The organism is Elusimicrobiota bacterium, from assembly GCA_026388095.1.
GTDB lineage: Bacteria > Elusimicrobiota > Elusimicrobia > UBA1565 > UBA9628 > UBA9628.
On record JAPLKL010000068.1, the window covers coordinates 1 to 23,466 of the forward strand.

Sequence of the window (23,466 nt, forward strand, 5' to 3'; positions counted from 1 at the left end):
CCGGCCCGCGCCCTCTACGACATCTCCTATTTCCCGGACGAGGAGTTCCAGGGCTACGCGTTGCGCCCCATGCCGGCGCCGCGCCCCGCCACGGATGAGGCCAAAGCCGAGCAGCGCCGCGGCCTGGAGGCCATGGTGCAGGAGCACGTCCGCCAGCTGCACCGCCAGGGCCGCCTAGCCAAGGACGAGAACACGGCTTGGTCGGTCTACGATTTCACCAGCGGGGAGAAGCTGGTGGAGATCAACGGGGACCTCAAGCTGCAGGCCGCCAGCCTCATCAAGCCCTTCATCGCTTTGGCCTACATGCACCAGGCCAAGCAGGGTATCCTGGCCTACGACGACGCCGCCCGCGGCCGCTTGGAGCGCATGATCCAGCACTCGGACAACAACGCCACCAACTGGGCCCTGCGCAAGCTCGGCGGCCCGGCGGCCGTCCAGTCCCTGCTGCGCCGGAACTACGGCTCCTTGCTGGCCAACGTCGAGATCGTCGAGTACATCCCCCGGGGCGGGCGGACCTACCGAAATAGAGCCTCGGCGGGCGACTACAGCCGGTTCCTGCTCGCGCTCTGGCGCGAGGAGCTGCCCGGCGCGGTCGAAATCAAGCGCCTCATGGCCTTGCCCAAGCGCGACCGCCTGCGCACCGGGGCGGACCTGCCGCAGGACACCGAGGACTTCAGCAAGACCGGCAGCACCAGCCACCTCTGCGGCGACATGGGCGTGCTCCTGGCCAAGGCGCCGGACGGCCGCGAGTACGCCTACGCACTCATCGGCATCATCGAGAAACGCCACGCGGCCCGGCACTATTTCCGCTGGCTGCACTCCCGGGGCGACATCATCCGCGAGATGTCGGGGGTGTTCTACCGCGTCATCGCCAGCATGCACGGTTTCGGCGCGGGACGCTGACTCTCCCGCTTTTCAGCGGATGATCAGTATCTTCTTCACGACCTTGGCCGCGCCAGGGCTGGTGATGACGGCCAGATACCCCCCCGTGGCCACGTCCTGGCCCGAGTCGTTGCGCGCGTCCCAGCGCAGCTTGCCGCTCGAATCCTCGGAGCTGAAGCTCGTCACCAGACTCCCGGTCAAGGTGTAGATCCTGATGATGACGCTCTGGGGCAGATTGTCGAAGATGATGCCGGAGTTGGGGTCCGCGGCCGAGTAGGGCTTGCCCTGATCCGCATTGCCCCCGTTGGGCCGGTACGGAACGGGATAGACCCGCAGCGTGGACAAGCCGCTCACCGCCCCCGCGCCGAAGGCCGTGAAGATGGACAGATGGCTGAGCTGCCCCACCACCACCTTGTCCACCGTGTCCACGGTCGAGCCCGGCACCGCCTCCCAAAGCCCGCTCGTCTCGTTGAGCGTGTAGAGCTGCAGGGTGTCGGCGCGCACCGGCGGAGAGGTTCCGTCAACGAAGCCCGTGTTGTTGACATCGGAATAGGGGATCCTCACCGTGACCGGCGGGTCCAAAGTCCCGCTGGAGCGCACGCCGTCCACCGCGATGATGAACTCGGTCAAAGACCCCGTCGATTGCCGCAGGCCCGCGGGCGCCACGGCCGCAACGATCAAGGCGGTGGTGTCGCCCGTCAGCGGCCTCTGCAGCGGCGACTCGGAGAGCATCCAGCCCGTGGCCGCGCCCTGCAGCGAGATGGGGATGATGAGCCGCGCCTGACCGTCGCTGCCCGTCAGAGTCTGGCTGGAGGTCCCGCTGATGTAGGAGCCCAGCCCGGGCGTGACCACGGTCACGGTGCTCGAGAAGGCCTGGCCGCTCGGGTTGGAGGCCAGCAGGTAGCGGGAATACGCGGTGGCCGAGGAAAGCCCTGTTTCGAGGTAGAAGGTGGCGGAGTTCGGCAGGGCCGCCAGCAAGGTCCCGGTCGCGTAGAAGAGCTGGAAATCGCCCGCCAGCCCCCCGGAAGTGGGCCAGCTCCAGCGGATCGCGGCGCTGGACACGGCGCAGGCGCTCAGCTTCGGCGGGGCGGGCGGCATGGTGTCGATGGCGAAGGCGAGCTCCGGGTCCTCGCCGTTGGCGAAGGCGAGGACCATCGACTCGGTCCGAGGCACGCGCAGGGTCGGCGCCACGCCGCCCACCCCGCCGCGGCTGTCGAGTTGGACGATCTTGCTCTCGTCCAAAGATTGGCCTGAAGGGAACTCGACGCCGACGCCCCCGGGAAGCGTTGCGCCGTCTCCCATCAGCATCCCGAAGGAGCCGTTCGTGCCGTAGAACCCGACGACCTGCCCGCGCGGCGCCCGCGCGATCCCCAGCGCCACGCCCTCGCCGGAGCTGATGGTCATCGGCCTCACCAGGGCCCGGACCGGGCCGTTGTAGCGCGGCGTCTGCGGCTCGATGGAGAGCGAGCCGCCCCGGACGGCGCCGCCGTGCTCGTCGTCAAGGCCGATCTCGAAGAGCCCGGTCTGCGCGTTGAAGTAGTTCTGGTACTCATAGAAAGACGGAGCGTCGTGGAAGAACCCCGCGTAGCGGGCGGCCATGGCGTCGTCGCCGCCGGCGTTGTCGCGCAGGTCCACGATCACGCCGGGCACCCCCGCGTCCACGAAGGCTTGGATGGCCCGCCTGAAATCATCGTAGGCGCTCTGGGTGCTGCCCTCCATCGTAACCCTGAGATAGCCATGTCCGCTGGGGAGCATCTTGAAGGCGATGGGAGGCGCCGACGAGTCGGGCGGGGCGGCGAAATTCGCCTGCTTGATGGTCGCGAAGTCGTCGTTCACGGCGGAGAGGACGGCCGTCTGCGCCGCGGGCGCGCCGTCGTTGCGGAACACGACGGTGGCCGGGGTCCCCGCCGGGGCGCGGGCGAGATAGGTGAAGCGTTCGAGGCGCTCATAGGCGTCGGTCGCGATGGGCCAGAACGCCTTCCTCCAGAGCAGATCGACTTGGGCGAGCGCCGTCGCGATGGGGAGCCCGTTCCACTGGGTGATCTCCGCGCCCGCCAACATGCCTGCCCCGGCCGCGGGGCCGCCCGCGAGGACCCGGTGGGCGACCACGCGCCCGTCATCGAGACCCGTTAGGCAAAGCCCGAATCCGCCGGCCGTACGCTCCTCCTCCCTGGCGGTCAAGTCGGGGCTTTTGATGCTGACGTGTCCGTCCGGGATCGAGAGGACATAGCCGCGCAGCGCGGTCAGATACGCCCAGCGGTCGTCCGCCGCCTGGGCCGCCGTGATCCGCGGGAGGTACAGGCCCCTGAGCCCCGCCCAGTCGATGGACTTCCACGACGTGAACGCGTACTCTCGGGAGAACTTGGCGTGGAAGGATTCGAAGGCCTGCGTCCAGGTCATGGTGCTGAAGTTCTCGGGCTGCGGCAGGGGGATGGCCTCGCTCGCGTCCGCGCGGGCGGCCGGCCCGGCGAGCGCCAAGAAGCAGAGCAGCGCCGCCGCCGTTCGCGAGGCCATGCGCTATTCCCAGCGCAGGGTCAAGGATATGCGGTGGGCGTCGCCCAGGTCTCCCATCGGGACTATGGCGTAGTCCACGCTCCCGGCCTTGAACAGGTAGCCGAAGCCGGCCGTGATCCCGATGCCGGCGTCGTTGCGCGTGTTGAACCCCATGCGCAAGGCCAGCGGCTCCAGCAGCCGCGTCTCGCCGCCCACGGCCACCAGCGCGCTTTGGCTGCGCTCCTTGGTCACATCCAGGGCCACGACGTTGCCATGGCCGCTCACCTTGAAGCCATAGGCCGCGCCGGCGCGCAGGTTCAAGGGCAGGTTCTCGCTGGCCCTGTCGAAACGCACCGTGGGCCCCAGGTTCTGCACCGCCAAGCCCACGGTCAGCCCGCTCAGCGCTGGGACCGCGTAGAGACCGCCGGCGTCCAAAGCGAAGCCTTGCGCCTTGACGTCGTCGATGGTCTCGCGGATGTACTTGACGCCCACGCCCACGGCCAGCGACTCCGTGAGGGACCGGCCATAGCCCGCGCCCAAAGCCAGGTCGCTCAAGCCCGTCTCCCCCAGCCCGGCGCCGCCGGGACTGCTCAAGGTCGTCCTCTGGACGCCGCCGAAGTCGAGGAAGTTCAGGTCCGCGCCCCAGCCCTGGGGGCTGGCGTAGGCGGCGTACTCCTGGCCGATGCCCTGCATGTAGACGTTGTGCATGAAGGTCGCTTCGTGGCGGCCCACCTTGGCCAGGCCGGCGGGATTATACAGCAGGGCGTTGGCATCCGTGGCCAGGGCCGTGTAGGCCCCGCCCAGGCCCACGGCCCGGGCATTTGCGTCGAGGAGCAGGAAGTCCAGCGGCTCAGCCCCCGCCCCGGCCAGGCACGGCCGGGCCAGGGCCAGGCTCAAGGCGGCCAAGACCAGCCCGCGCAGCTTCCTCATCTGACCACCAAGATCTTCTTCACGACTTTGGACGCGCCGGGGCTGGTGATGACCGCGAGATAGCCGCCCGTGGCCACCTCTTGGCCGGAGTCGTTGCGCGCGTCCCAGCGCAGCTTGCCGCTCGAATCCTCGGAGCTGAAGCTCGTCACCAGACTCCCGGTCAAGGTGTAGATCCTGATGCTGACGCTCTGGGGCAGATTGTCGAAGATGATGCCGGAGTTGGGGTCCGCGGCCGAGTAGGGCTTGCCCTGGTCCGCATTGCCCCCGTTGGGCCGGTAGGGCACGGGATAGACCCGCAGCGTGGATAAGCCGCTCACCGCCCCCGCGCCGAAGGCCGTGAAGATGGACAGATGGCTGAGCTGCCCCACCACCACCTTGTTCACCGTGTCCACGGTCGAGCCCGGCACCGCCTCCCAAAGCCCGCTCGTCTCGTTGAGCGTGTAGAGCTGCAGGGTGTCGGCGCGCACCGGCGGAGAGGTCCCGTCCACGAAGCCCGTGTTGTTGACGTCCGAGTAGGGCACCCTCACGGTGACCGGCAGGGCAAAAGTCCCGTTGCAGCGCACGCCGTCCACCGCGATGATGAACTCGGTCAAAGACCCGGTCGATTGCCGCAGGCCCGCGGGCGCCACGGCCGCAACGATCAAGGCGGTGGTGTTGCCCGTCAGCGGCCTCTGCAGCGGCGACTCGGAGAGCATCCAGCCCGTGGCCGCGCCCAGCAGGGCGGGCGGGATGTCGAGCTGGGTCTTGCCGTCGCTCCCGGTCAGAGTGCTGCTGGAGGTCCCGCTGATGCAGGAGCCCACCTCGGGCGTGGCCACCGCCTTCGTGCTTGAAAAGAAAAGGCTGACGCTGTCCTTTGCGGCCAGGTATCTTGAGTAGCTGGCCGCCGGAGCGAGCCCGGTCTCGAGATAAAAAGTCGCGCCGCCGCCGAGAGCGGCCACGGCGCCTCCGGTGGACGCATGGAGGACGAAGCTCTGCGCCGCGCCGCTGGGCAAAGACCACGACCAGCGTATGCTGCCGCTGGAGACCGCGCCTCCGGAGAGGGCCGGGGCGGACAACGGGTCCAATATCCTCTTTGCGCCCGAGAGGACGGGGATGAGCACATCCTCGGTGTTGAAATGCGGCGTCTCAGTGGCTACGGTCACCGTGTCGTTGCGGTTGAGGCCGATGAAGATCGTGCGTTCCGAGCCCGGGAAATGGATCCATATCGTGTTCGTCCCGGGGTTGGCGCCTTCGTGGCCGAGCGCTGACTCGCCGAAATACGCCGCAGGGTACCGCGTCATCCCGAAGCCGTAGTCCGGCGAGACCGCGGTGGCGGCTTCCATCTGGTCGAGGGACGATTGGCTCACGATCCCGCCGCCGAAAAGGGCCCTCACCCAGGCGAGCATGTCGTCGCCGGTCGAGACGCCGGCGCCCGCCGTGATGTCCCAGGACATGCTCCAGCCGGTGGTGTCCGTGTCGGCCCTGGTCGTCGGGAGCCACGAGTAGCCGTGGGCGTAGGGCGCGGAGAGCGTCCCGTCCACCGTCAGGGCGGTCCGCGTCATGCCCGCGGGCGCGAAGAGGAGGGCCGATGCGAGGTCCGCGACGCTCTGCCCCGGCATCGCCGCCTCGGCGATCATCCCCAGGATGTAGTAGCCGGTGTTGCAGTAGTCGTGCCGCGTTCCGGGGGGGAAGTTGAAGCCGTGGGCGTTCGATATCGAGAGGATTTCGCCGGCTGTCCACTCGCGCGTCGGGTCGGCCAGGAGTATGTTCCAGAACAACGGGACCGAGTGCTCGTGATCATAGATCCCGCTCGTGTGGTTGAGCAGCATCCGGATGGAGACTTGGCCGCCGCCGGTCACCTGGCCCGGCAGCCAACGCTCGACCGTGTCGTCGAGCGAGAGCTTGCCCAGCTCGACGAGCCGCATGATGAGCGCCGCGGTGAAGGTCTTGGTGACCGAGGCTAGGCGTATCTGCATGCCGGGGCTGAGCGCCTCGCCCGTAGAGAGGTCCGCCTTGCCCGCCGCGCCGACCCAGGTGCCGCTGGACGTGTCGACCGCGAGGATGGCGCCGGGGGCGCCGGCGTCGCTCACCTTCGAGTCGATGAGCGCCTGGAGGGCGTCGGTCTTCTCGGAGGGGATCCCCGTCACCGCCCCGGCGCGGGATGCCGTCGCGAAAAGCGCGAGCGCCGCGACGGGAAGAAATCTCATCCGCCCATCATAGCAAAGGCCGGCGGGCCCGCAGGCCTCAGGGCAGGATGGTGCCGTAGGAGAGCTGACCCAGCGACCCGAACCGCGCGCCCAGGTCGCTGACCCGGACCACGTCGCCCGTGTGCGGGGACTCGATGACCTGGCCGTCGCCGATGTAGGCCAGCACGTGGTGGGCCGGGCTGCCCACGAAGATCAGGTCGCCGGGCTTGAGCGCGCCGGGGTCCCTGAGGGGCTGGGCGCCGGTGGCGCGCTGCTGGTCCGCGGCCGTGCGCGGGATGCGGCCGAAGCCGATCTTGGTGAGGCTGGCCACGATCAGCCCCGAGCAATCCACGCCGCCGTCCCGCCCGGGGCTGGTGCCGCCCCACTTGTAGGGCGTGCCCCGGAAGCTGAACAAGGACTGGATGAAAGCGTCGAGCAGGCCCTTGGGCGGCTCGGGAGACGGGGTCACGGGCTGGGCGGGCGCGGGCGCCGCCCCCGGCGCCTGCGGGGCAGCCGGAGCCTGCGGGGCCGCGGGAGCCTCGGCGACCGGGCCGCCGCCAGGGCCGGGGCCGTACCAGACCCGGGACGCCTGCCACTGGGCCGCGCCCGCGGCGTCGCCGCCCAGGCTCTGCGTGCGCACCCAGCCCTTGGTGCCCTCCCACTTCATGGTCTGGGGGTTGTACTCGGTGAGCCGGTCCACCTCGACGAGGGACCAGCCGTCCTTGGTGAAAGCCAGCTGGCGGACGGGCTCGTTCTTGTAGAGCTGGGTCAGGCGCTCGGCGTCGTACTCCCGTCCTTTCTCCGGCTTCTTGGCGAAAAGGTCCGCGCCGTCGCTTCCGACATAGTAGGTCGGGAAGACCGCGTCTCCCGCGGCCACGTCCGAGACCGCCGCGGCGACGGGAGCGGCGGCCGGGGCGCCCGCGCTGTCGAAAGAACCGGAAAGGGAGCCGATCTCCGGGAGCCTCAGGGCGGCGGCGGGGCGAGCCGCGCCGGCAAGCAGCAGCGCCAAAGCCGCGGCGCCTGCGCCTTCCCGCATCCTCTTGACCATGAGGACAGGATACCGGGACTTCCGGCCCAGGCCCAGAGTCCTTGGGGCCCATGTCGGATAGGTCCTTGGACCCAGAGGCGGGGACTTGATATCATGTCTCCATGGAGATGGACATCAAGCTGCTCGGCGGCAAGAAGGTCTCGGCCGAGTTCAAGGGCCTCAGCATAGCCACGGACCAGCCCAAGGACCTCGGCGGGGAGGGCAGCGCGCCCTCGCCTTTCGACCTCTTCTTGGCCTCTTTGGGCACCTGCGCGGGCTTTTACATCCAGAGCTTCTGCCAGAAGCGCGGCATCGCCACGCAGGGCATCTCGCTCCTGCAGAAGATGGACATGGACTCGGAGACCCACATGGTCAAGCTGGTGTCCATCGAGCTGGCCTTGCCCAGGGACTTCCCGGAGAAGTACCGCGCAGGCGTCATCGGCGCGGCCAACCTGTGCCTGGTCAAGAAGCACCTCCAGGAGCCTCCGCGCATTGAGCTCTCCTCCAGGACAGCCGCGTAAGCGCCTGCACCAGCGCCTGGCCCGCGAACGGCTCACGATCGCGGCTATGCTGGGCATCTACTGCCGCGCCAAGCATGGCGGCATGGACCTCTGCGCCGAGTGCGCGGACCTGCTCGTCTACGCGGCGAACCGCCTGGAGCATTGCCGCTACGGCGGCGGCAAGCCCCCCTGCAAGGACTGCCCGGCCCACTGCTACGCGCCGAAGCGCCGCGCCGCCATCCAAGAGGTCATGCGCTACGCCGGGCCGCGCATGCCGGCTCGCCATCCCTACCTGGCCCTGCGCCACCTGCTCGACGGCTTGAAGCCGGCCCCCCGGAAACGCAGCCGCTGAGCGGGGTCATCGATCAGGAGAATCTGCCGGCGCTCCTGAAGACTCCACACTAAAAATGCGTATGGTGGGCAGGGATATCCCTACTGGGAATTCCTTGATGAGCCTCGGCACCGCCGCCCTCTTCATGCAGGCAAGCTCCAGCGCCCGCAGAGGCTCCCCCGGCTGTCTGCCGGGAGAGTCCGAATCGAACAACATGAAATGGGCCCCCGCCCCCTTCCGGACCCATTCATCCAACTTTCCAGGCTCCTTGGGAATGGCAATTCCATAAGAATAGTAGTCCGCGATCTCGATCTCGGAATCAATCAGGTAAGATAGCTGGTAACTGTTCAGGGATATGGAGTTGAAGACCATAAGTCTTCTGACATCGTTTGCCACCAGCCAATTGGCGATAGGCTCGAGCCTGGGCAGAAGCCGCCTTCCCGCATTGCTCTCGACGAAAGTCCAATACTGCATCAGGCTCCCGGCGTTCAACGCGAGACTTACCACCAGGCCCAGGATGACCCCAGCCCTCAGGGCTTTGGCCGCCTTCGGGAGATGGGAGAAGAGCGCCGGGAGGCCAGCGACGACCGCAAGCCACAGCGGGAGCATGGCGAGGAAGTGCTTGGGATTGAGTCCGTTCAGCGTGAACGGGGAAAGCAGAAAGAATACGACCAGACATACGACCGGCACCAGGAGGGTTCCTTCTTTTGCTGATCCCCTGCGCAAAACGCAGGCCAACCCGTAGATTGCCAGGGCCACTGTCGCGACCAAGAACCCCATCTTGAAAGCCACGGCCGCCGGCGGACTGCTCCCGTAGAAGGCCTGAGAAGTCGACAGTTCCACCAAGTGCTGCAACCTGACTGCCAGGTTCCGCAAGTACTCCGCATTGTGGACGTTGCCGCTCGTCGTTCCCAGGTTCTGGCGGATGTAGTCGAAGGTGAACCCACTCCCCATCAAGTTGGCCAGAAGCATCGGCGCGATTCCGATTCCGGCCAAAGGGAAGGAGCACCAGAATGCCCAGGGACGGCCCGACCACAACTTGCACAAACGCCGACGGAAACAGAACGAAGAGACCCCCCACCCGACCACCAACGCCGCCGCCTGCGGGGCAAAGCCGATACTCAGCCCCATCCAGAAGCAGGACCACAGCCAGGCCGAGGCGGAACTCTCCGTCAGGGTGGCGGCGAGAAAGAACGCCGCCGCGACACAGCAAAATACCGCCATGACGCCGCTCTGGTCAATCCCGAAGAAATTGATGGAGGTGACGAAAAACGCCGAGGTGACCCAGTTTAGCCCAGCGAGGACCGCCAAAAGCAGATCAGCGGACAGGAGATAGGCCAACCCATAGGCCGGGACGACGATAGCAGCACCCCAGGCCAACGCGCACAGCCGCAGAGCCTTCGTCCGGTCGGGTACGGCCCAGACGAAGGGGAGCATCGCGTAGACCCCCCCCCCCCCCCCCGATACGGGCTAACAACGAGTGGGAACCGCCGGCCTCCGAAAGACACGCCAGGGCCCTGGGGCGCCTTCCGATGAAGAATCTGCATAGCTTGGGCCCCTTCAATGGAATCGTCTGCCGTCAGTCCGAACAACGTCAGGTCCCGATTGAGGATGCACGCCGAAGAAGCGACCAGAGCGACCAAGACGACGGCATGGGCCCACCAGGGCCTGCGTGATTTTATAGTGCTAAGCTGACTTCGGGGGAACATGTCCCGGATTATCGGAAGAAGCCTGCGTATGCCGGTCAGTTCTTCTCTTTGACGGAGAGGTGGACGAGCACCTCGACTTCGGGCTTGCTCAGGGCCGCCTCCACTCCGAGCAGGTGCCCCAGCATCTCATCGAGCAAGCCGGTCACCGCCGGCATCTTGGCAAGCTCTTCGGCGTGTCCGGTCTTGTCCGCCTCCAGGGCCTTGATCTTTCCCTGCACATCTACGCGCGAGACCGGCTCCATCGACTGGCGAACGGCGGGCTCCCCGAAAGTCCCGATCTTCTTCAGCGCGGCCAGCGCGCGTTTGGCCGATTCCTTAGGGCAGCGGTAGCTCAGCCGCTTGGCCTTGCCGGAAGCCTCATCGGCCCCGACCAACGCCGCGCCCTCCTTGGAGAACGCCTCCCGCACCCGGGGGAGGTCCTGGTCCAGGCTCTTTACGGAGCCCTCCAGCTTCCAGCTTTCCCGGAATATGGGGAGTTGATAGACCTTGAGCCACTGCACCGGCGCGCGCTCGATGAGGCCCTTGTCCTCCGTCTTCTTGTCCTGCGGCCGGTCCGTCGTGCTCACCGGCGCCGCCAGGCCCGATGCCGCCAAAGCCGCCGCCAGCCAGATGCCCGACATCACGCTTGCCTCCTGCCGGAGCGCAGTTGCGCCACCTTCAGGCGCACCTGGGCGCGCCGCATCGCGGCCTCCGCCTGCGCCAAGGTCAGCGAGTCCAGATCCTTGTTGAGCAGCTCCGCCTTGGCCCGCTCCAGAGCCTGGCGCGCCCGCTCCGCGTCGATGCTCTCGGCCATCTCGGCCGTCTCCGCGAAAAGCGAGACCTTGTCGCCGCGGATCTCGGCGAAGCCCCCCGAGACCGCGAAGATCTTCGTCTCGCCGCCCGCCTTGAAGCGCACCTCGCCCGGCTTGAGCTGGACCAGGAACGGCGCGTGCCCGGGCAGCACCCCCATCTCGCCCTCCCAGGCGGGCAGGACCACGAAGTCCCCCTCCCCGCTGAAGGCGGGCCGCTCAGGGGTGATCAGCTCCAACGTCAGCGGGCCGGCCATGCTAGACCTTCTCCTCCATGGCCTTGGCGTTGGCGACCGCCTCGTCTATGGAGCCCACCATGTAGAAGGCCTGCTCGGGCAGAGAGTCGTACTTGCCCGCCACCAGGTCGCGGAAACCCGCGATGGTATCCTTGAGCTTGACGTACTTGCCCGGCCGGCCCGTGAACTGCTGGGCCACGAAGAACGGCTGGGAGAGGAACTTCTGGATCTTGCGCGCGCGCGCCACCACCAGCTTGTCCTCGTCGGAGAGCTCGTCGATGCCCAGGATGGCGATGATGTCCTGCAGGTCCCGGTAGCGCTGCAGCACCTTCTGCACCGAGCGCGCCACCGAGTAGTGCTCCGCGCCCACGATCTTGGGATCGAGGATGCGGGAGGTCGAGTCCAGGGGATCCACGGCCGGGTAGATGCCCAGCTCCGTGAGCTGCCGGGAGAGCACCGTGGTGGCGTCGAGGTGCGAGAAGGTCGTGGCCACTCCGGGGTCGGTCAGGTCGTCGGCCGGCACGTAGATGGCCTGGATCGAGGTGATGGACCCCTTGGACGTGGAGGTGATGCGCTCCTGGAGCTGTCCCACCTCCGTCGTCAGCGTGGGCTGGTAGCCCACGGCCGAGGGCATGCGCCCCAACAACGCCGAGACCTCGGCGTTGGCCAGCACGTAGCGGAACACGTTGTCGATGAAGAGCAGGACGTCCTGGCCCTGGACGTCGCGGAAATACTCCGCCTGGGTCAGGGCCGTGAGCCCCACGCGGGCGCGCGCGCCCGGAGGCTCGTTCATCTGCCCGTAGACCAGCACGGTCTTAGAGAGGACCGGCGAGCCGTCGGCCAGCTTGGAGCGCTGCATGTCCAGCCAGAGGTCATTGCCCTCGCGGCTGCGCTCGCCCACGCCGCCGAAGACCGAGACGCCCCCGTGCTCCTTGGCCACGTTGTTGATGAGCTCCATGATGACCACGGTCTTGCCCACGCCGGCCCCGCCGAAGAGCCCGACCTTGCCGCCTTTCATGTAGGGCGCCAAAAGGTCCACGACCTTGATGCCGGTCTCGAAGATCTGCGGGGTGGTCACCTGGTCCACCAAGGGCGGCGGCGCGCGGTGGATGGGCAGATGCGCCTCGGCCGCCACCTCGCCGCGGTAGTCCTTGGGCTGCCCCAGCACATCCAGGAGCCGGCCCAGGCAGGCCCGGCCCACGGGCACGGTGATGGGGGCGCCCGTGTCCTCCACGGCCGTGCCCCGCACCAGGCCGTCGGTCGGCTGCATGGCGATGGTGCGCACCATATTGTCGCCCAGGTGCGCGGCCACCTCCAAGGTCAAGACCTCCCCGTCGGGCTTACGCACCCGCAGGGCGTTGAGGATGGCCGGCAGCTCGCCGGCCGGGAACTCCACGTCCAGGACCGCGCCGATGACCTGGGAGACCTTGCCCGCGCTCACGGCTTCCTCTGGAACTGCGCCGCGATGAAGGTCTGCGGCTTGTTGGTGTCGGGCAGCTGGTAGCCGATCTTGTGGAAGCGCACGCCGTAGCGGTGCATGCCGCCGACCGCCGAGCCCTTGAAGTGGCGCACCTCGCCGTGGATCTCCAGGGGGATGTTGAGCTTGAGGTACAGGCTCATGCCCTCCTCCAGGACCGCGTCGGTCCGGAAGGCCATGCCCCCGACCGAAAGGTCCACGATCGAGCCCCGGCACTTGCCCACGGGATGGCCGCCGGCGCGGATCTCCAGGTTGATCCCCAGGGGGAACCTCGGGTGCTTGCGCTTCTCTTTGCTCATCTCTTTCTTCATCGTCTCTCCTTGCTCGGTGCGACTGAAAATCCCTCTCAGGCCGCCAGGGCCTCGGCCCCGCCGACCAGCTCCGCGATCTCCTTGGTGATCATGCCCTGGCGCTGGCGGTTGGCGGCCACGTTGAGGCTCTCCCGCAACTCCGCCGCGTTCTTGGAGGCCGCGTCCATGGCGTTCATGCGCGCCGAAAGCTCCGCGGCCTGCGACTCCAGCAGCATGCGGTAGAGCTGGGCCTTGATATAGCGCGGCAGCAGGGCCTGCAGCAGTCGGACATAGTCCGGCTCGAAAGAGAAATCCGCCTTCCTCTCGCCGGAGGGAGCCGCGGCCGCGAACTCCGCCACAGGCAGGAAGGTCTCGCGAACCAGGCGCTGCGTTGCCGCGGATTTGAACTCGTTGTAGATGACGTCCCAGTGGGAGAGCCCCTTCTCCCGGTAGGCGGAGAGCAGGGCCTGGCCCAGCATCTCCGCGTGATGAAAGCCCGCTTTGGGGAAGATGTTGACCAGTTCGATGACCACCTCGCAGTCCATCCCGCGCAGGCGGCGGGCGAAGTCCCGGCCCTTGCGCCCGACCACGGCCAGATAGGTCTTGTGCCCGCCGTGGGCCCGGAGCCACTCTAGGGCCGCGCGCAGCAGCGTGGTGTTGAAGGCGCCGCAGAGGCCCTTATCCCCGGTGATGAGGATGAGGCCGGCGGCCCCGCCGGCCGGGGCCGCGAAGAAGTCCCGGATCCCCTCCGGGCCGGTCCCCTCCGCGGCCCGAGCCCGGTGCACCGCGTGCAGGTCCCGGATGAGCCCCTCCATCTTGACCGCGAAAGGCCGCGCGGAGAGGATGGCGTTCTGTGAGCGGCGCATGCGGGCCGCGGCCACCATCTTCATGGCCCGGGTGATCTGCTCGGTCGACTTGACCGACTTGATCTTGCGGCGGATGTCGCGCAGAGAAGCCATATCAGATCCTGGCGGGGGCCTCCGCCGCGCCCAGGTAGTCCTGGACGCCTTTCTCGACGGAGAACTCGGCCTTGTAGCCGAAGGTCTTCTGCGCCAGGGCCGGGTCGCCCAAAGTCTCGTTCTGGTAGAAGGAGTAGGGGTTCTTGAAGTACTCGGGCTCGAGGCCGGTGCCCAGGGCGGCGTTGAGGAAGCGGATGATCTCGTTGAAGGTGGTCTTCTTGCCGGTGCAGACGTTGTAGGCGCCGGACGGCGCCTTCTGCGCCGCGAGGAGGTTGGCCCGAACCACGTCCTTGACGTAGATGTGGTCGCGGTACTGCTCGCCGTCCGTGAAGATGCGCGGCCGCTTGCCCGCGCGCATCTGCAGGGCCAGCTGACAGATCATGCTGGCTACGGCGCCCTTGAAGCGCTCGCGCGGGCCGAACACGTTGAAATAGCGCAGGCCCACCACGCGCATCTTGGGATGCGCGTTGACGAAATCCGCCGCGACCTTCTCCATGACGCGCTTGGAGAAAGCGTAGACGTTGAGCGGCCGGGAGGCGGCGGTCTCGCGCATGGGCACCGGCCCGTCGCCGTAGATCCCGGCCGAGGAGGCGTAGACCACGGTGCGGATGTCCCGCTCGGCGGCCCAGCGCAGCAAGAGGCGGAAAGCCTCCACGTTGGCGCGCATCATGCGCCCTTGGTCGGTCACGGTGGTGTCCGTGATGGCGGCCTGGTGGAAGACCGCCTCCACATCTCCGACCCGGTCCGCCCAGGCGGCAGGATCCGACAAGTCCGCGGCCACGAAGTCGCCCGCGAAACCCCTCAGGTTGGCGAAGTTCCCCGAGGTGAAATCGTCAAGGCCGACCACTTCATGCCCGGCCGCGGCCAGGGCCAGGGCCAGGTTGGATCCCACGAAGCCGGCGGCGCCCGTCACCAGGGACCGCACGCTATTTCTTCCTCCGAGCCGTCACCTGCTCCAGGCTCAGCGTCGGGCTGAGGCTCAGCTCGCTGATGCGGGCCATGAGCTTGGCGGAGGGCTTTTCGAACGTCGCGGCCAGCGGCCCCGAGTAGAGGGCGAGGGCGAACAGCAGAGCCTCGTGGTCCCAGGTCGTGACCCCGCCGGCGGCTTCGAAGTCCCGGCCCACCTTCTCCACGTATCGCTTGAGGGCCTTGCCGTCGTGAGCGACCAGGTCCGCGAAGGCGGCCGGGGAATCTTTCTCGGAGATGAATGAGAACACGCCCGCGAGGTTGGGCTGGCGGACAGCCGCCAGGGCCTCGATGCAGCTGAGGTTCAGGAGGCCGCCCGCGTCCGGGCCCGGCTGCGGGGCCGCGGCGGCGCCGGCGGCCAAGGCCGCCGCAAGGATCAAAGTGGTCATGGGGTTCGTCCCTCCTGGAATGACGCCTTGAACTCGGTCACGGCCTGCGTCAGGCGCTCCGCCAGCGCGTCGTCGAGGGCGCGCTCCTTCACCAACTGCGCGACGAGGTCCGGATGCCGGGCCGAGACGTGGGCCAGCAGCCCCGCCTCGAACTCGCGCACGCGCGCGGTCGGGATCCCGTCGAGATGGCCGTTGATGCCCGCGAAGATCGCTATGACCTGGCGCTCGAAGGGCATGGGCTGGTACTGGTCCTGCTTCAAGAGCTCGACCAGGCGCTCGCCGCGCGCGAGCTGCGCCTGCGAGGCCTTGTCCAGGTCCGCTCCGAACTGCGCGAAGGCGGCCAGCTCGTTGTACTGGGCCAGGTCCAGGCGCAGGCGGCCGGCCACGGTCTTCATGGCCTTGGTCTGGGCCGCGCCGCCCACGCGCGAGACGGACAGCCCCACGTTGACCGCGGGCCTGACCCCGGAGTAGAACAGGCCCGTCTCCAGGTAGATCTGCCCGTCCGTGATGGAGATGACGTTGGTGGGGATATAGGCCGAGACGTCGCCGGCCTGGGTCTCTATGATGGGCAGGGCCGTGAGCGACCCGCCGCCGTTCTTCTCGGAGAGCGCGCAGGCCCGCTCCAGGAGGCGCGAATGCAGGTAGAAGACGTCGCCGGGGTAGGCCTCGCGGCCCGGCGGGCGGCGCAGCAGCAGCGAGAGCTGGCGGTAGGACTGGGCGTGCTTGGAGAGGTCGTCGTAGACCACGAGCACGTCCTTGCCTTGAGCCAGGAACTCCTCGCCCATGGCGCAGCCCGCGTAGGGCGCGATGTAGAGCAGGGGCGCGGGGTCGGCGGCCCCGGCGCAGACCACGATCGAGTACTCCATGGCCCCGTGGTCTTCCAGAGTCTTGACCACCTGGGCCACCGTGGACTGCTTCTGCCCGATGGCCACGTAGATGCAGATGGGCCGCCTGGGGGCGTTCTTCTGGTTGATGATGGCGTCGATGGCGATGGCGGTCTTGCCGGTCTGCCGGTCGCCGATGATGAGCTCGCGCTGGCCCCGGCCGATGGGGATCATGGCGTCGATGGCCTTGAGGCCCGTCTGCATGGGCGACTGGACCGGGGAGCGCTCGACCACGCCCGGGGCCACGACCTCGATGGGCCGGGTCTTCTGCGTCTTGATGGGGCCCTTGCCGTCGAGCGGCGCGCCCAGGGGGCTGACCACCCGGCCGATCATGGCCTCGCCCACGGGCACGGACATGACCCGCCCCGTGCGCTTGACCGGGTCGCCCTCGTGGATGAGGTGGTCCGGCCCCAGGAGCACGCAGCCCACGTTCTCGGCCTCGAGGTTCAAGACCATGCCCACCACGCCGTGGGGCAGCTCCAGGAGCTCTCCGGCCATGGCGCGCTCCAGGCCGTAGACGCGGGCGATGCCGTCGCCCACTTGCAGCACCGCGCCCTCTTCCTGGAGCCGCGCCGTCTGGCCCCAGGCCTCCAGCCGGGATTTGATGACTGCGGTGATCTCTTCTGGTCTAATCGCCACGGATGGCCTCCTTGAGACTCTGCAGCTGGCCGCGCAGGCTCCGGTCGAGGACCCAGTCCCCCAGCCGCACGGACACGCCGCCCAAAAGCTCCGGGTCCTCTTCGTACCGCAATTCCACGCCGCTGCCGGCGAACGCCTCCAGGCTCTGGCGCAGCCGCTGGCGGTCCGCCTCGGAAAGGGGCCGCGCCGAGCGGGCGAGCGCCCGCACCACGCCGCGCGCCTGCAGCATGAGCCGGTCGAAATCCCCCGCCACCAGCGGCAGCAGGCCGAAGCGCTTCTTCTCGATCAGGTACTCCAAGAAATCCGCGGTCACCGGGGCGGAGCCGTGCAGGCACTCCCGGACCAGAGCCTTCTTCTGCGCCGCGGGCACGCGCGGGTCGCGCAGCAGCGGCAGGGCCAGGGACAGTGCGCCGGAGCAGGCGGACAGGTCGGCGGCGACGGCCGCTTCCGACTGGCGAGCCGCCGCAAAGGCGAAGAGCGCCCGCGCGTAGCGGCCGGCGAGGATGCGGTCCGCGCTGGTCACTGCCGGCGGCCTCCCTTGGAGATGTCCTTGAAGAAGTCGTCGAGCACGGCCTTCTCCACGCCCGGGTCCACGGAGCGGCGCAGGAGCTTTTCCGCGGCCAGGACCGAGAGGTCCGCCACCTCGCGGCGCAGCTCGCCGACGAGGCGGTCCTTCTCGCGCCCCAACTCCGCGGCGGTCTTCTCGCGCAGCTTGCGGGTCTCGTCTTCCGCCGCGGTCCGGAACTTCGCCAGCAGCGCTTCCCCGTCCTTGGCGGCCCGGTCCAGGACCTCCTGCCGGCCCGCCCGGGACTCGGCGAGGGCGGCGGCGACCTCGTTCTTGATGCGCTCGGCCTCGTCGCGCGCCTCTTTAGCCGCGGCCGCCTGCGCCTTGAGGTGGACCTCCCGCTCCTCGATGGCCGACAGCAGCGGCCCCCAGGCGAAGCGCTTGAGCAGGGCTACCAGCGCCAGGAAGGTGACGATGGTCCAGAACATCAGCCCCGGGTCCGGGGTGACCAGCTTGTCCATCTCAGTGCTGGGCCTGGGCTTCCGCGGCGACCGGCGCCCGGCTGGCCGCTGCGGCGTCCACGCCGCTGTTGAGCTTCAGCACGCCCAGGAAGCAAGCGACCAGGGCCAGCAGTCCGAGGCCCTCGATCATGGCCGCGGGGATGATCATCATGGTCTGCAAGGTCCCCGCCGCCTCCGGCTGGCGCGCCGTGCCCTCCAAGGCCGAGCTGGCCAGCTTGCCGATGCCGAGCCCGGCGCCGATGAGGGCTCCCGCCATGCCGAGGCCGATTCCGATGTAACCGAGTCCGAGGTAGTTCATTGTCTCTCCTTTGCGCTCAATGCGGATGTACCGCCATGCCCACGAACACTGCGGTGAGCAAGGTGAAGATGTAGGCCTGGATCAAGGCCACCAGCAGATCCAGCGCGGCGACGAACAAAGCCAAGCCCACGGCCACGGGGGCCACTCCCAACAGGGCCACGCCGCGGCCGAATTGGGCGAAGACGAAGATCATGCACAGGAAAGCCAAAGACACGATATGCCCGGAGAAGATGTTGGCGAAGAGGCGGATGCAGAGAGCGACGCACTTGGCGCACAAGCCGATGAGCTCGATGACGTAGAGGAGCGGTATCAAGAGCGGGCTGAGCCACCAGATCCAGGGCATCCCGCCGGGCACCAGGTGCTTGAAATGCGCGGGGAGCCCGAACTTCCTGATCCCGGCCAGATTGATGAGGACGAAGGTGCTCAAAGCCAGGGCCGCGGTCACCGAGACGTTGCCGGTCACGGCCGAGGAGCCCGGCAGGAGGCCCCACAGGTTGCAGCCCAGGATGAAGAAGAAGAGGGTCAGGAAATACGGCAGGAAGGCTTCGGTGTCGTGGCCGAAGACGGGGGCCACGATGTAGTTGCGGACATAGAGCACCATCGCCTCGACCGCCGTGCGCCACAGGCGCCCGGCGCCGCTGCGGCCCCGCGCCGCGGCCGAGAGCGCCAGGACGAGCAGGACGGCCACGACCCACAGCGTGACCGAGTGCTTGGATACGGCCAAAGTGAAGCGGCCGATCGAGAAAAGCGGGAAATAGGTGTGGTCGAGGAGGTGGTGCCCGAGGATCTCTTCGAAGTTCATCGCAAAGGAACCCGCCGCAGCTCCAGGGGCAGCAGGAAGGCGATGCCGAGGCCGTAGCCAGCCAGCAAAGCCGGCGCGCAGGCCGCGGGCGTGCGCAGGCACCAGAGCATCAGGCCGACCAACACCGCCGCGCGGCTGCCCACCCCGGACCAGAAGGTCCACCAGAAGGCCCGCGTCGAGACCTGCTGGGCCGCCAGGAGGGCCGCGGCTCCCAGGGAAGCCAGGGCCCAGGCCGTCGCCAGCCCCCAGGCCGCGGCGCGGCCTGCGGCGCCGGGCCAGAGCCACCGGGCGCCGGCCGCGGCGGCCGCGGCCAGCAGGCCGGCCGGCACGGCCGCACTAATCGTCTTTGCGGCCAATTCTCGATAATTTGATGAGTCTATAGAGCGCAAGCGCCATCCCGGCCATCGCGCCCAGAACGCTCAGCCAGGGACCCGTGCCGCAGACCGAGTCCAGCCAGTAGCCGCCCCCGAGTCCGACCAGCACCGCAGCAGCCAGTTCGGTTCCCGCAGCCAGGGCGTTCATGCGCGATGATGCGGGAAGATTCTACGAATTATCAGGCTCATCATGTCAATGACGGACGCCGGCCCGGAGATTTGTTGTATACTTCTCGTCTCACTATGGCCGATACGCGCCACCCCCTGCCCAGGATCCTGCTCGCCGACGACGAGCCCGACCTCCTGGCCCTGATGAAGGAGACCCTGGAGCGCCAAGGCTTCTCGGTGACCACGGCTTCAGACGGCCAGGAAGCCCTGGCCGCCATCCGCCAGGACCCCCCGGACATCGCGGTCCTGGACCTCATCATGCCCCGCTGCGACGGCTTCACCGTCTGCCGGGAACTGCGCCGGGACCCGCTCTTCGCCCACCTGCCCATCATCATCCTCTCCGCCTCAGGCTCGCGCGACAGCCGCATCGAGGGTCTCGACCTGGGCGTCGACGATTTCATCACCAAGTCCGTGGATATCCGCGAGCTCCTGGCCCGCATCCGCATGATCCTCAAGCGCTCCCGGCAGGGCCTCGACGCCAATCCGCTGACGCGCCTGCCCGGAAACCTCTCCATCGAGTCGCGCATCGAGGACGCCCTGGCCCAGAACCAGCCGCTGGCCGTGCTCTACGTTGACCTCGACCAGTTCAAGGCCTATAACGACTGCTACGGCTACGACGCGGGCGACCATGTCCTGCGCACCTTGGCCGACATCCTCGTCAAGGTCGCGCGCGAGCAGGCCGGCCCGCCCGACTTCGTGGGCCACATCGGAGGGGACGACTTCATCGTGCTCACCGAGCCGCCCCGCATGGAGGAGATGGCCCGGCGCGTCATCGCGGAGTTCGACGCGGCCAGCCCCGGCTTCTACAACGAGGCGGACCGCAAACGCGGCCGCATCATGTCCACGGACCGCCAGGGCAACGTGAAGGAGTTCCCCCTGCTCTCGGTCTCCATCGGCATCTGCCACAACGCCAACAAAAAGCTCGAATCCCTGGCCCAGGTGTCGCAGCTCGGCACGGAGCTCAAGAAAGCGGCCAAGGAGCTGCCGGGCAGCAAGTATCTCGTGGACCGCCGCCGCTAGGTCAGCAGGCTTCCCAGAGCGCGGCCAGACCCTGCCCCACGCCGATGCAGAGCGACGTCAGGCCGCGGCGGGCGCCGCGGCGGCGCAGCTCATGCAGCAGAGTCACGGTGATGCGCGCCCCGCTCGAGCCCAGAGGATGTCCCAAGGCGATAGCGCCGCCGTTGACGTTGAGCTGTTGCGCGTCGAGGCCCAGCTCACGCGCGCAGGCCAAGGCCTGGACCGCGAAGGCCTCGTTGATCTCGTGCAGATCCACGTCCGAGACCTTGAGTCCTTTCCGGCCCAAGAGCTTGCGGACCGCCGCGATGGGGCCCAGGCCCATGAGCGTGGGGTCCACGCCCGCGGCGGCCGAGCCCGCCCAGCGCGCCAAGGGCGCTAGGCCCAGCGCCCGAGCCCGAGCGGCCTCCATGAGCAGCAGGACCGCGGCGCCGTCGTTCATGCTCGAGCTGTTTCCCGCGGTCACGCTGCCGCCCTTGCGGAAAGCTGGCTTGAGCGCCGCGAGCTTCTCCAGCGTGGTGTCCGGCCGCATGGTCTCGTCCTGCTTCGCGGCGGCCGCGGGATCCTTCGGGCCGGGGGTCGGGATGGGCACGATCTCTTCGGCAAAGACCCGCTCGCGCGCCCGGCAGGCGCGCCGGTGGCTCTCCAAAGCGAAAGCGTCCTGGTCGGCGCGGGATATCCGGAACTTCTCGGCGATGTTCTCCGCGGTCTCGCCCATGCCCTGCAGGGGGAAGAGCTTCTCCATGCGGGGGTTGGGGAAGCGCCAGCCCAGAGCCGTGTCGAAGGCTGTGAGGTTGCCGAAGGGGTAGGCCTTCTCGGCCTTGGGCAGGACCCAGGGCGCGCGGCTCATGCTCTCCACGCCGCCCGCCACGTAGACTTCTCCCTCGCCGGCCAGGATCGCGCGCGCCGCGCAATTGACCGCCTCCAGGCCCGAGGCGCAGAGCCGGTTGACCGTGCAGCCGGGGACCGACTGCGGCAAGCCGGCCAACAGCGCCGCCATGCGCGCGACGTTGCGGTTGTCCTCGCCGGCCCCGTTGGCGCAGCCCAGGTACACGTCGGCGATCTCGGCCGGGTCCAGGGCCGGAACGGTCTTCAAGAGGGCGGCGATGACGGCCGCGGCCAGGTCGTCGGGCCGCACCGGCGCGAGCTGACCGCCCAGCCGGCCCACCGGGGACCGGACCGCGGCCACGGCTACGGCTTCTCGTTGGCTCATTTGTTCCTCCATTCCGAGCGCAGCAGGCCCCAGCATTCCTGGTCTATCCAGCGGCCGTTCAAGCGCTTCTCGTGGCGCAGGCAGCCCTCGTAGCGGAAGCCCGCGCGCTGGAGCACCTTGCGCGCGCCCCGGTTGGCCGGGTCGAGGCGGGCATAGAGCTTCTGCAGGGCGTCCCGCCGGAAGGCGTGCTCGATGAGGAGCCGGCCCGCCTCCGCGCCGTAGCCCCGCTCCTGCCGGTCGGCGCGGATCCAGAGCGAGAACTCGGCCAACCCCGGCACGGCCAGCAGGGATTGCAAAGACGCCACTCCCGCCAAAACGCCGGAGCGCGCCTCGAACACGCCGAAATCATCCCGCTCGCCGCGGCGCCGGGCTTCGCCGCACGCCAGGATGAAACCCCGGCTGTCTTCAGGGGAGACCGCGTCTGGCACCCAGCGCAGACGGCGCCTGAGGACCTCGCGCGAGGAGTCCACCGCGGCGAAGAGCGCCGCCGCGTCCGCCTCCGCCAGGGGCCTGAGCAGCAGGCGTCGGCCCTGCGGGGCCGGGCTCATCTCAGCGCCCGGACCGTCGGAGCCACGACCTCCTGGCAGGCCCGCAACACCGCGTCGGCCGCGCGGGAGAAGGGCATGCCGGCCGCCCGCGCGCGCGCCGCGCGCCCCATGTCCGCGAGCTTGGCGCAGTCGGCCAGGGCGGGCTCCAGGGCTTCGGCCAGGCGCCGGGGTGCCGCGGCCAGGCTCGGATAGGGCACGACCAGGCCGCAGGATTCGTCGAGTATCTCGCGCACCCCGTAATGGTCGCTGGCCAGCACCGCCAGGCCCGCCTGCATGGCCTCCACGAGGTTGAGGCCGTAACTCTCGTGGACCGACGGGGAGACGAAGAGGTTCGCCAGCCGGAAATGGGCCTTCTTGGCCGCGGCGTCGAGATAGCCGGGGAAGAAGACCTTGACCCGGCGCAAGGCCGCGGCCGCGGCGCGCACGCGCCGGCAGTAGGCCGCGCCCTGCATGAAGGAGGCCTCGCCGCAGATGAGGAGCACCACGTCCCGGCCCTCCAGGCGGCCCTCGCCTTCCAGGAGGCGCAGGGCTTCGAGCAGCAGGTGGATCCCCTTCTCCGGCGAGATGCGGCTCAGGGTCATGAGCACCACGGAGCGCGGCCCGACATGGAAGCGCTCGCGCAATTCCCGCAGGCGCTGCTCCGAGGGCTCCGGGGCCTCATCGGCGAAGGCGCCCCAGGGCACGATCTGGATGCGCGGGGCCAGGCTTGCGCCGGGCGTCTCGCCGTCGTAGCAGCGGGTCAGCGTCTCGGCCATGCTCCGGGAGGGCACGATGAGGCGGCGGGAAAGGGCCACGGTCTCGCGCTGCTTCTCGAAGATGATGCGCAGCAGGTCCGGCACCGCTCCGGAGAGTCCCAGCCGGCGGCAGCGCTCGTAAAGCCGGGTCAGATGCTGCGGCGGGACCAGGCTGTAGAGGTAGATCTTGTTGAAATAGTCCACCACGTCCACGTGCCACAGGGAGACGATGGGGTAGCCGGCCTCGGCCAGCCTGGACAGGGTCGGGCCTTCGGAGACGTCATTGACCAGCACCGTGGTCCCAGCCGGGGGCAGGCGGTCGCGCCGGGCCAGGAGCCAGTCGGTGGTGGCGGCCTCGAAATCCCGGCAGAAGCGGGCGTACTCGAACTCGGAAAGGCGGACCAGGTCGTAGCCGGGCCCGGCCGGCAGTCGGACGTACTCGACCCCCGGGGCCGGGGCTTCCAGTCCGGAGCCGAGGACCGTCAGGCCGCGCAGGCCCGCCGCCGCCCAATTGCGGATGAGCCGCAGGCCCACCATGGCGCCGCCGCCCAAAGGAGTGCGGTCCATGGGGTAGCCCAGATGGCTGCCGATGAACACGATGCCCAAGCGTTGCGATTATAACAT

At 68.6% G+C, this 23,466-nt stretch carries 26 protein-coding genes; 4 read left to right on the forward strand and 22 right to left on the reverse strand.

The annotated features are described in order from the left end of the window. The coding region (locus tag NTY77_17125; protein MCX5797215.1) for a serine hydrolase at positions 1–903 on the forward strand (903 nt) is incomplete at its 5' end. Positions 904–915: 12 nt separating this feature from the next. Here NTY77_17125 and NTY77_17130 read toward each other — a convergent pair. The 4 genes from NTY77_17130 to NTY77_17145 are packed head-to-tail and all read right to left on the reverse strand — an operon-like array spanning position 916 to position 7,518. Beyond that, a complete protein-coding gene (locus tag NTY77_17130; protein ID MCX5797216.1) occupies positions 916–3,396 on the reverse strand; it encodes a S41 family peptidase in 2,481 nt (826 codons plus the stop codon). Positions 3,397–3,399: 3 nt separating this feature from the next. Continuing rightward, positions 3,400–4,305: a PorV/PorQ family protein gene (locus NTY77_17135; protein MCX5797217.1), complete on the reverse strand. Its 906-nt coding sequence runs from the start codon at positions 4,303–4,305 to the stop codon at positions 3,400–3,402. Beyond that, positions 4,302–6,491, reverse strand: coding sequence for a serine hydrolase (locus NTY77_17140; GenBank protein MCX5797218.1), 2,190 nt, complete (start codon positions 6,489–6,491; stop codon positions 4,302–4,304). Before NTY77_17140 ends, NTY77_17135 begins: the two co-directional genes overlap by 4 nt. A gap of 37 nt (positions 6,492–6,528) precedes the next feature. Then, a complete protein-coding gene (locus tag NTY77_17145) occupies positions 6,529–7,518 on the reverse strand; it encodes a C40 family peptidase (GenBank protein MCX5797219.1) in 990 nt (329 codons plus the stop codon). Positions 7,519–7,619: 101 nt separating this feature from the next. Between NTY77_17145 and NTY77_17150 the strand changes: the two genes are divergently transcribed. Together NTY77_17150 and NTY77_17155 are read left to right on the forward strand one after the other, a co-directional pair. Then, a complete protein-coding gene (locus NTY77_17150; GenBank protein ID MCX5797220.1) occupies positions 7,620–8,018 on the forward strand; it encodes an OsmC family protein in 399 nt (132 codons plus the stop codon). After that, a complete protein-coding gene (locus NTY77_17155; GenBank protein ID MCX5797221.1) occupies positions 7,990–8,349 on the forward strand; it encodes a nitrous oxide-stimulated promoter family protein in 360 nt (119 codons plus the stop codon). Before NTY77_17150 ends, NTY77_17155 begins: the two co-directional genes overlap by 29 nt. Before the next feature lie 6 nt (positions 8,350–8,355). On the opposite strand, the gene NTY77_17160 is transcribed toward NTY77_17155, so the two are convergent. From NTY77_17160 to NTY77_17230, 15 genes are all read right to left on the reverse strand, one after another. Next, positions 8,356–9,765 carry a hypothetical protein gene (locus tag NTY77_17160; protein MCX5797222.1) on the reverse strand — a complete coding sequence of 470 codons (1,410 nt, stop codon included), beginning with the start codon at positions 9,763–9,765 and terminating at the stop codon, positions 8,356–8,358. Between the two features lie 307 nt (positions 9,766–10,072). After that, entirely contained in the window at positions 10,073–10,657 is a 585-nt protein-coding gene (locus NTY77_17165) for a hypothetical protein (protein ID MCX5797223.1), read from the reverse strand. Then, the gene (locus tag NTY77_17170) at positions 10,657–11,082 is read right to left on the reverse strand and encodes a F0F1 ATP synthase subunit epsilon (GenBank protein ID MCX5797224.1); all 426 of its coding nucleotides are present in this window, start codon (positions 11,080–11,082) and stop codon (positions 10,657–10,659) included. The genes NTY77_17165 and NTY77_17170 overlap by 1 nt, the downstream gene beginning before the upstream one ends. Before the next feature lies 1 nt (position 11,083). After that, positions 11,084–12,502 carry a F0F1 ATP synthase subunit beta gene (gene atpD, locus NTY77_17175; GenBank protein ID MCX5797225.1) on the reverse strand — a complete coding sequence of 473 codons (1,419 nt, stop codon included), beginning with the start codon at positions 12,500–12,502 and terminating at the stop codon, positions 11,084–11,086. Then, on the reverse strand, positions 12,499–12,849 hold the full coding sequence (locus NTY77_17180; protein MCX5797226.1) for a PilZ domain-containing protein: 351 nt from the start codon (positions 12,847–12,849) through the stop codon (positions 12,499–12,501). Before NTY77_17180 ends, atpD begins: the two co-directional genes overlap by 4 nt. 35 nt (positions 12,850–12,884) lie before the next feature. After that, positions 12,885–13,787 carry an ATP synthase F1 subunit gamma gene (atpG, locus tag NTY77_17185; protein ID MCX5797227.1) on the reverse strand — a complete coding sequence of 301 codons (903 nt, stop codon included), beginning with the start codon at positions 13,785–13,787 and terminating at the stop codon, positions 12,885–12,887. Between the two features lies 1 nt (position 13,788). Continuing rightward, complete coding sequence (locus tag NTY77_17190) at positions 13,789–14,712, reverse strand: NAD-dependent epimerase/dehydratase family protein (GenBank protein ID MCX5797228.1); 924 nt, start codon at positions 14,710–14,712, stop codon at positions 13,789–13,791. A 1-nt stretch (position 14,713) separates the two neighbouring features. Then, positions 14,714–15,142 carry a hypothetical protein gene (locus NTY77_17195; GenBank protein MCX5797229.1) on the reverse strand — a complete coding sequence of 143 codons (429 nt, stop codon included), beginning with the start codon at positions 15,140–15,142 and terminating at the stop codon, positions 14,714–14,716. Beyond that, on the reverse strand, positions 15,139–16,665 hold the full coding sequence (gene atpA / locus NTY77_17200; protein MCX5797230.1) for a F0F1 ATP synthase subunit alpha: 1,527 nt from the start codon (positions 16,663–16,665) through the stop codon (positions 15,139–15,141). Before atpA ends, NTY77_17195 begins: the two co-directional genes overlap by 4 nt. Next, positions 16,655–17,188, reverse strand: coding sequence for an ATP synthase F1 subunit delta (atpH, locus tag NTY77_17205; protein MCX5797231.1), 534 nt, complete (start codon positions 17,186–17,188; stop codon positions 16,655–16,657). Before atpH ends, atpA begins: the two co-directional genes overlap by 11 nt. Further along, positions 17,185–17,691, reverse strand: a complete 507-nt coding sequence (atpF, locus tag NTY77_17210) for a F0F1 ATP synthase subunit B (GenBank protein MCX5797232.1) — start codon at positions 17,689–17,691, stop codon at positions 17,185–17,187. The genes atpH and atpF overlap by 4 nt, the downstream gene beginning before the upstream one ends. A gap of 1 nt (position 17,692) precedes the next feature. Next, the gene (atpE, locus tag NTY77_17215; GenBank protein ID MCX5797233.1) at positions 17,693–17,989 is read right to left on the reverse strand and encodes an ATP synthase F0 subunit C; all 297 of its coding nucleotides are present in this window, start codon (positions 17,987–17,989) and stop codon (positions 17,693–17,695) included. A 16-nt stretch (positions 17,990–18,005) separates the two neighbouring features. Further along, entirely contained in the window at positions 18,006–18,791 is a 786-nt protein-coding gene (gene atpB / locus NTY77_17220) for a F0F1 ATP synthase subunit A (GenBank protein ID MCX5797234.1), read from the reverse strand. After that, complete coding sequence (locus NTY77_17225) at positions 18,788–19,120, reverse strand: hypothetical protein (protein ID MCX5797235.1); 333 nt, start codon at positions 19,118–19,120, stop codon at positions 18,788–18,790. Before NTY77_17225 ends, atpB begins: the two co-directional genes overlap by 4 nt. 7 nt (positions 19,121–19,127) lie before the next feature. After that, entirely contained in the window at positions 19,128–19,313 is a 186-nt protein-coding gene (locus NTY77_17230; protein MCX5797236.1) for an AtpZ/AtpI family protein, read from the reverse strand. 95 nt (positions 19,314–19,408) lie between these two features. On the opposite strand from NTY77_17230, the gene NTY77_17235 reads away from it, so the two are divergent. Further along, the gene (locus NTY77_17235; protein MCX5797237.1) at positions 19,409–20,353 is read left to right on the forward strand and encodes a response regulator; all 945 of its coding nucleotides are present in this window, start codon (positions 19,409–19,411) and stop codon (positions 20,351–20,353) included. 1 nt (position 20,354) lies between these two features. Here the strand turns inward: NTY77_17235 and NTY77_17240 are convergent, their stop codons facing one another. From NTY77_17240 to NTY77_17250, 3 genes are read right to left on the reverse strand one after another with little or no spacing between them, the layout of a single operon-like run. Beyond that, positions 20,355–21,560: an acetyl-CoA C-acyltransferase gene (locus tag NTY77_17240; protein ID MCX5797238.1), complete on the reverse strand. Its 1,206-nt coding sequence runs from the start codon at positions 21,558–21,560 to the stop codon at positions 20,355–20,357. Beyond that, the gene (locus tag NTY77_17245; GenBank protein MCX5797239.1) at positions 21,557–22,108 is read right to left on the reverse strand and encodes a GNAT family protein; all 552 of its coding nucleotides are present in this window, start codon (positions 22,106–22,108) and stop codon (positions 21,557–21,559) included. Before NTY77_17245 ends, NTY77_17240 begins: the two co-directional genes overlap by 4 nt. Continuing rightward, entirely contained in the window at positions 22,105–23,439 is a 1,335-nt protein-coding gene (locus NTY77_17250; protein ID MCX5797240.1) for a glycosyltransferase, read from the reverse strand. The genes NTY77_17245 and NTY77_17250 overlap by 4 nt, the downstream gene beginning before the upstream one ends. Positions 23,440–23,466: the final 27 nt, after the last annotated feature.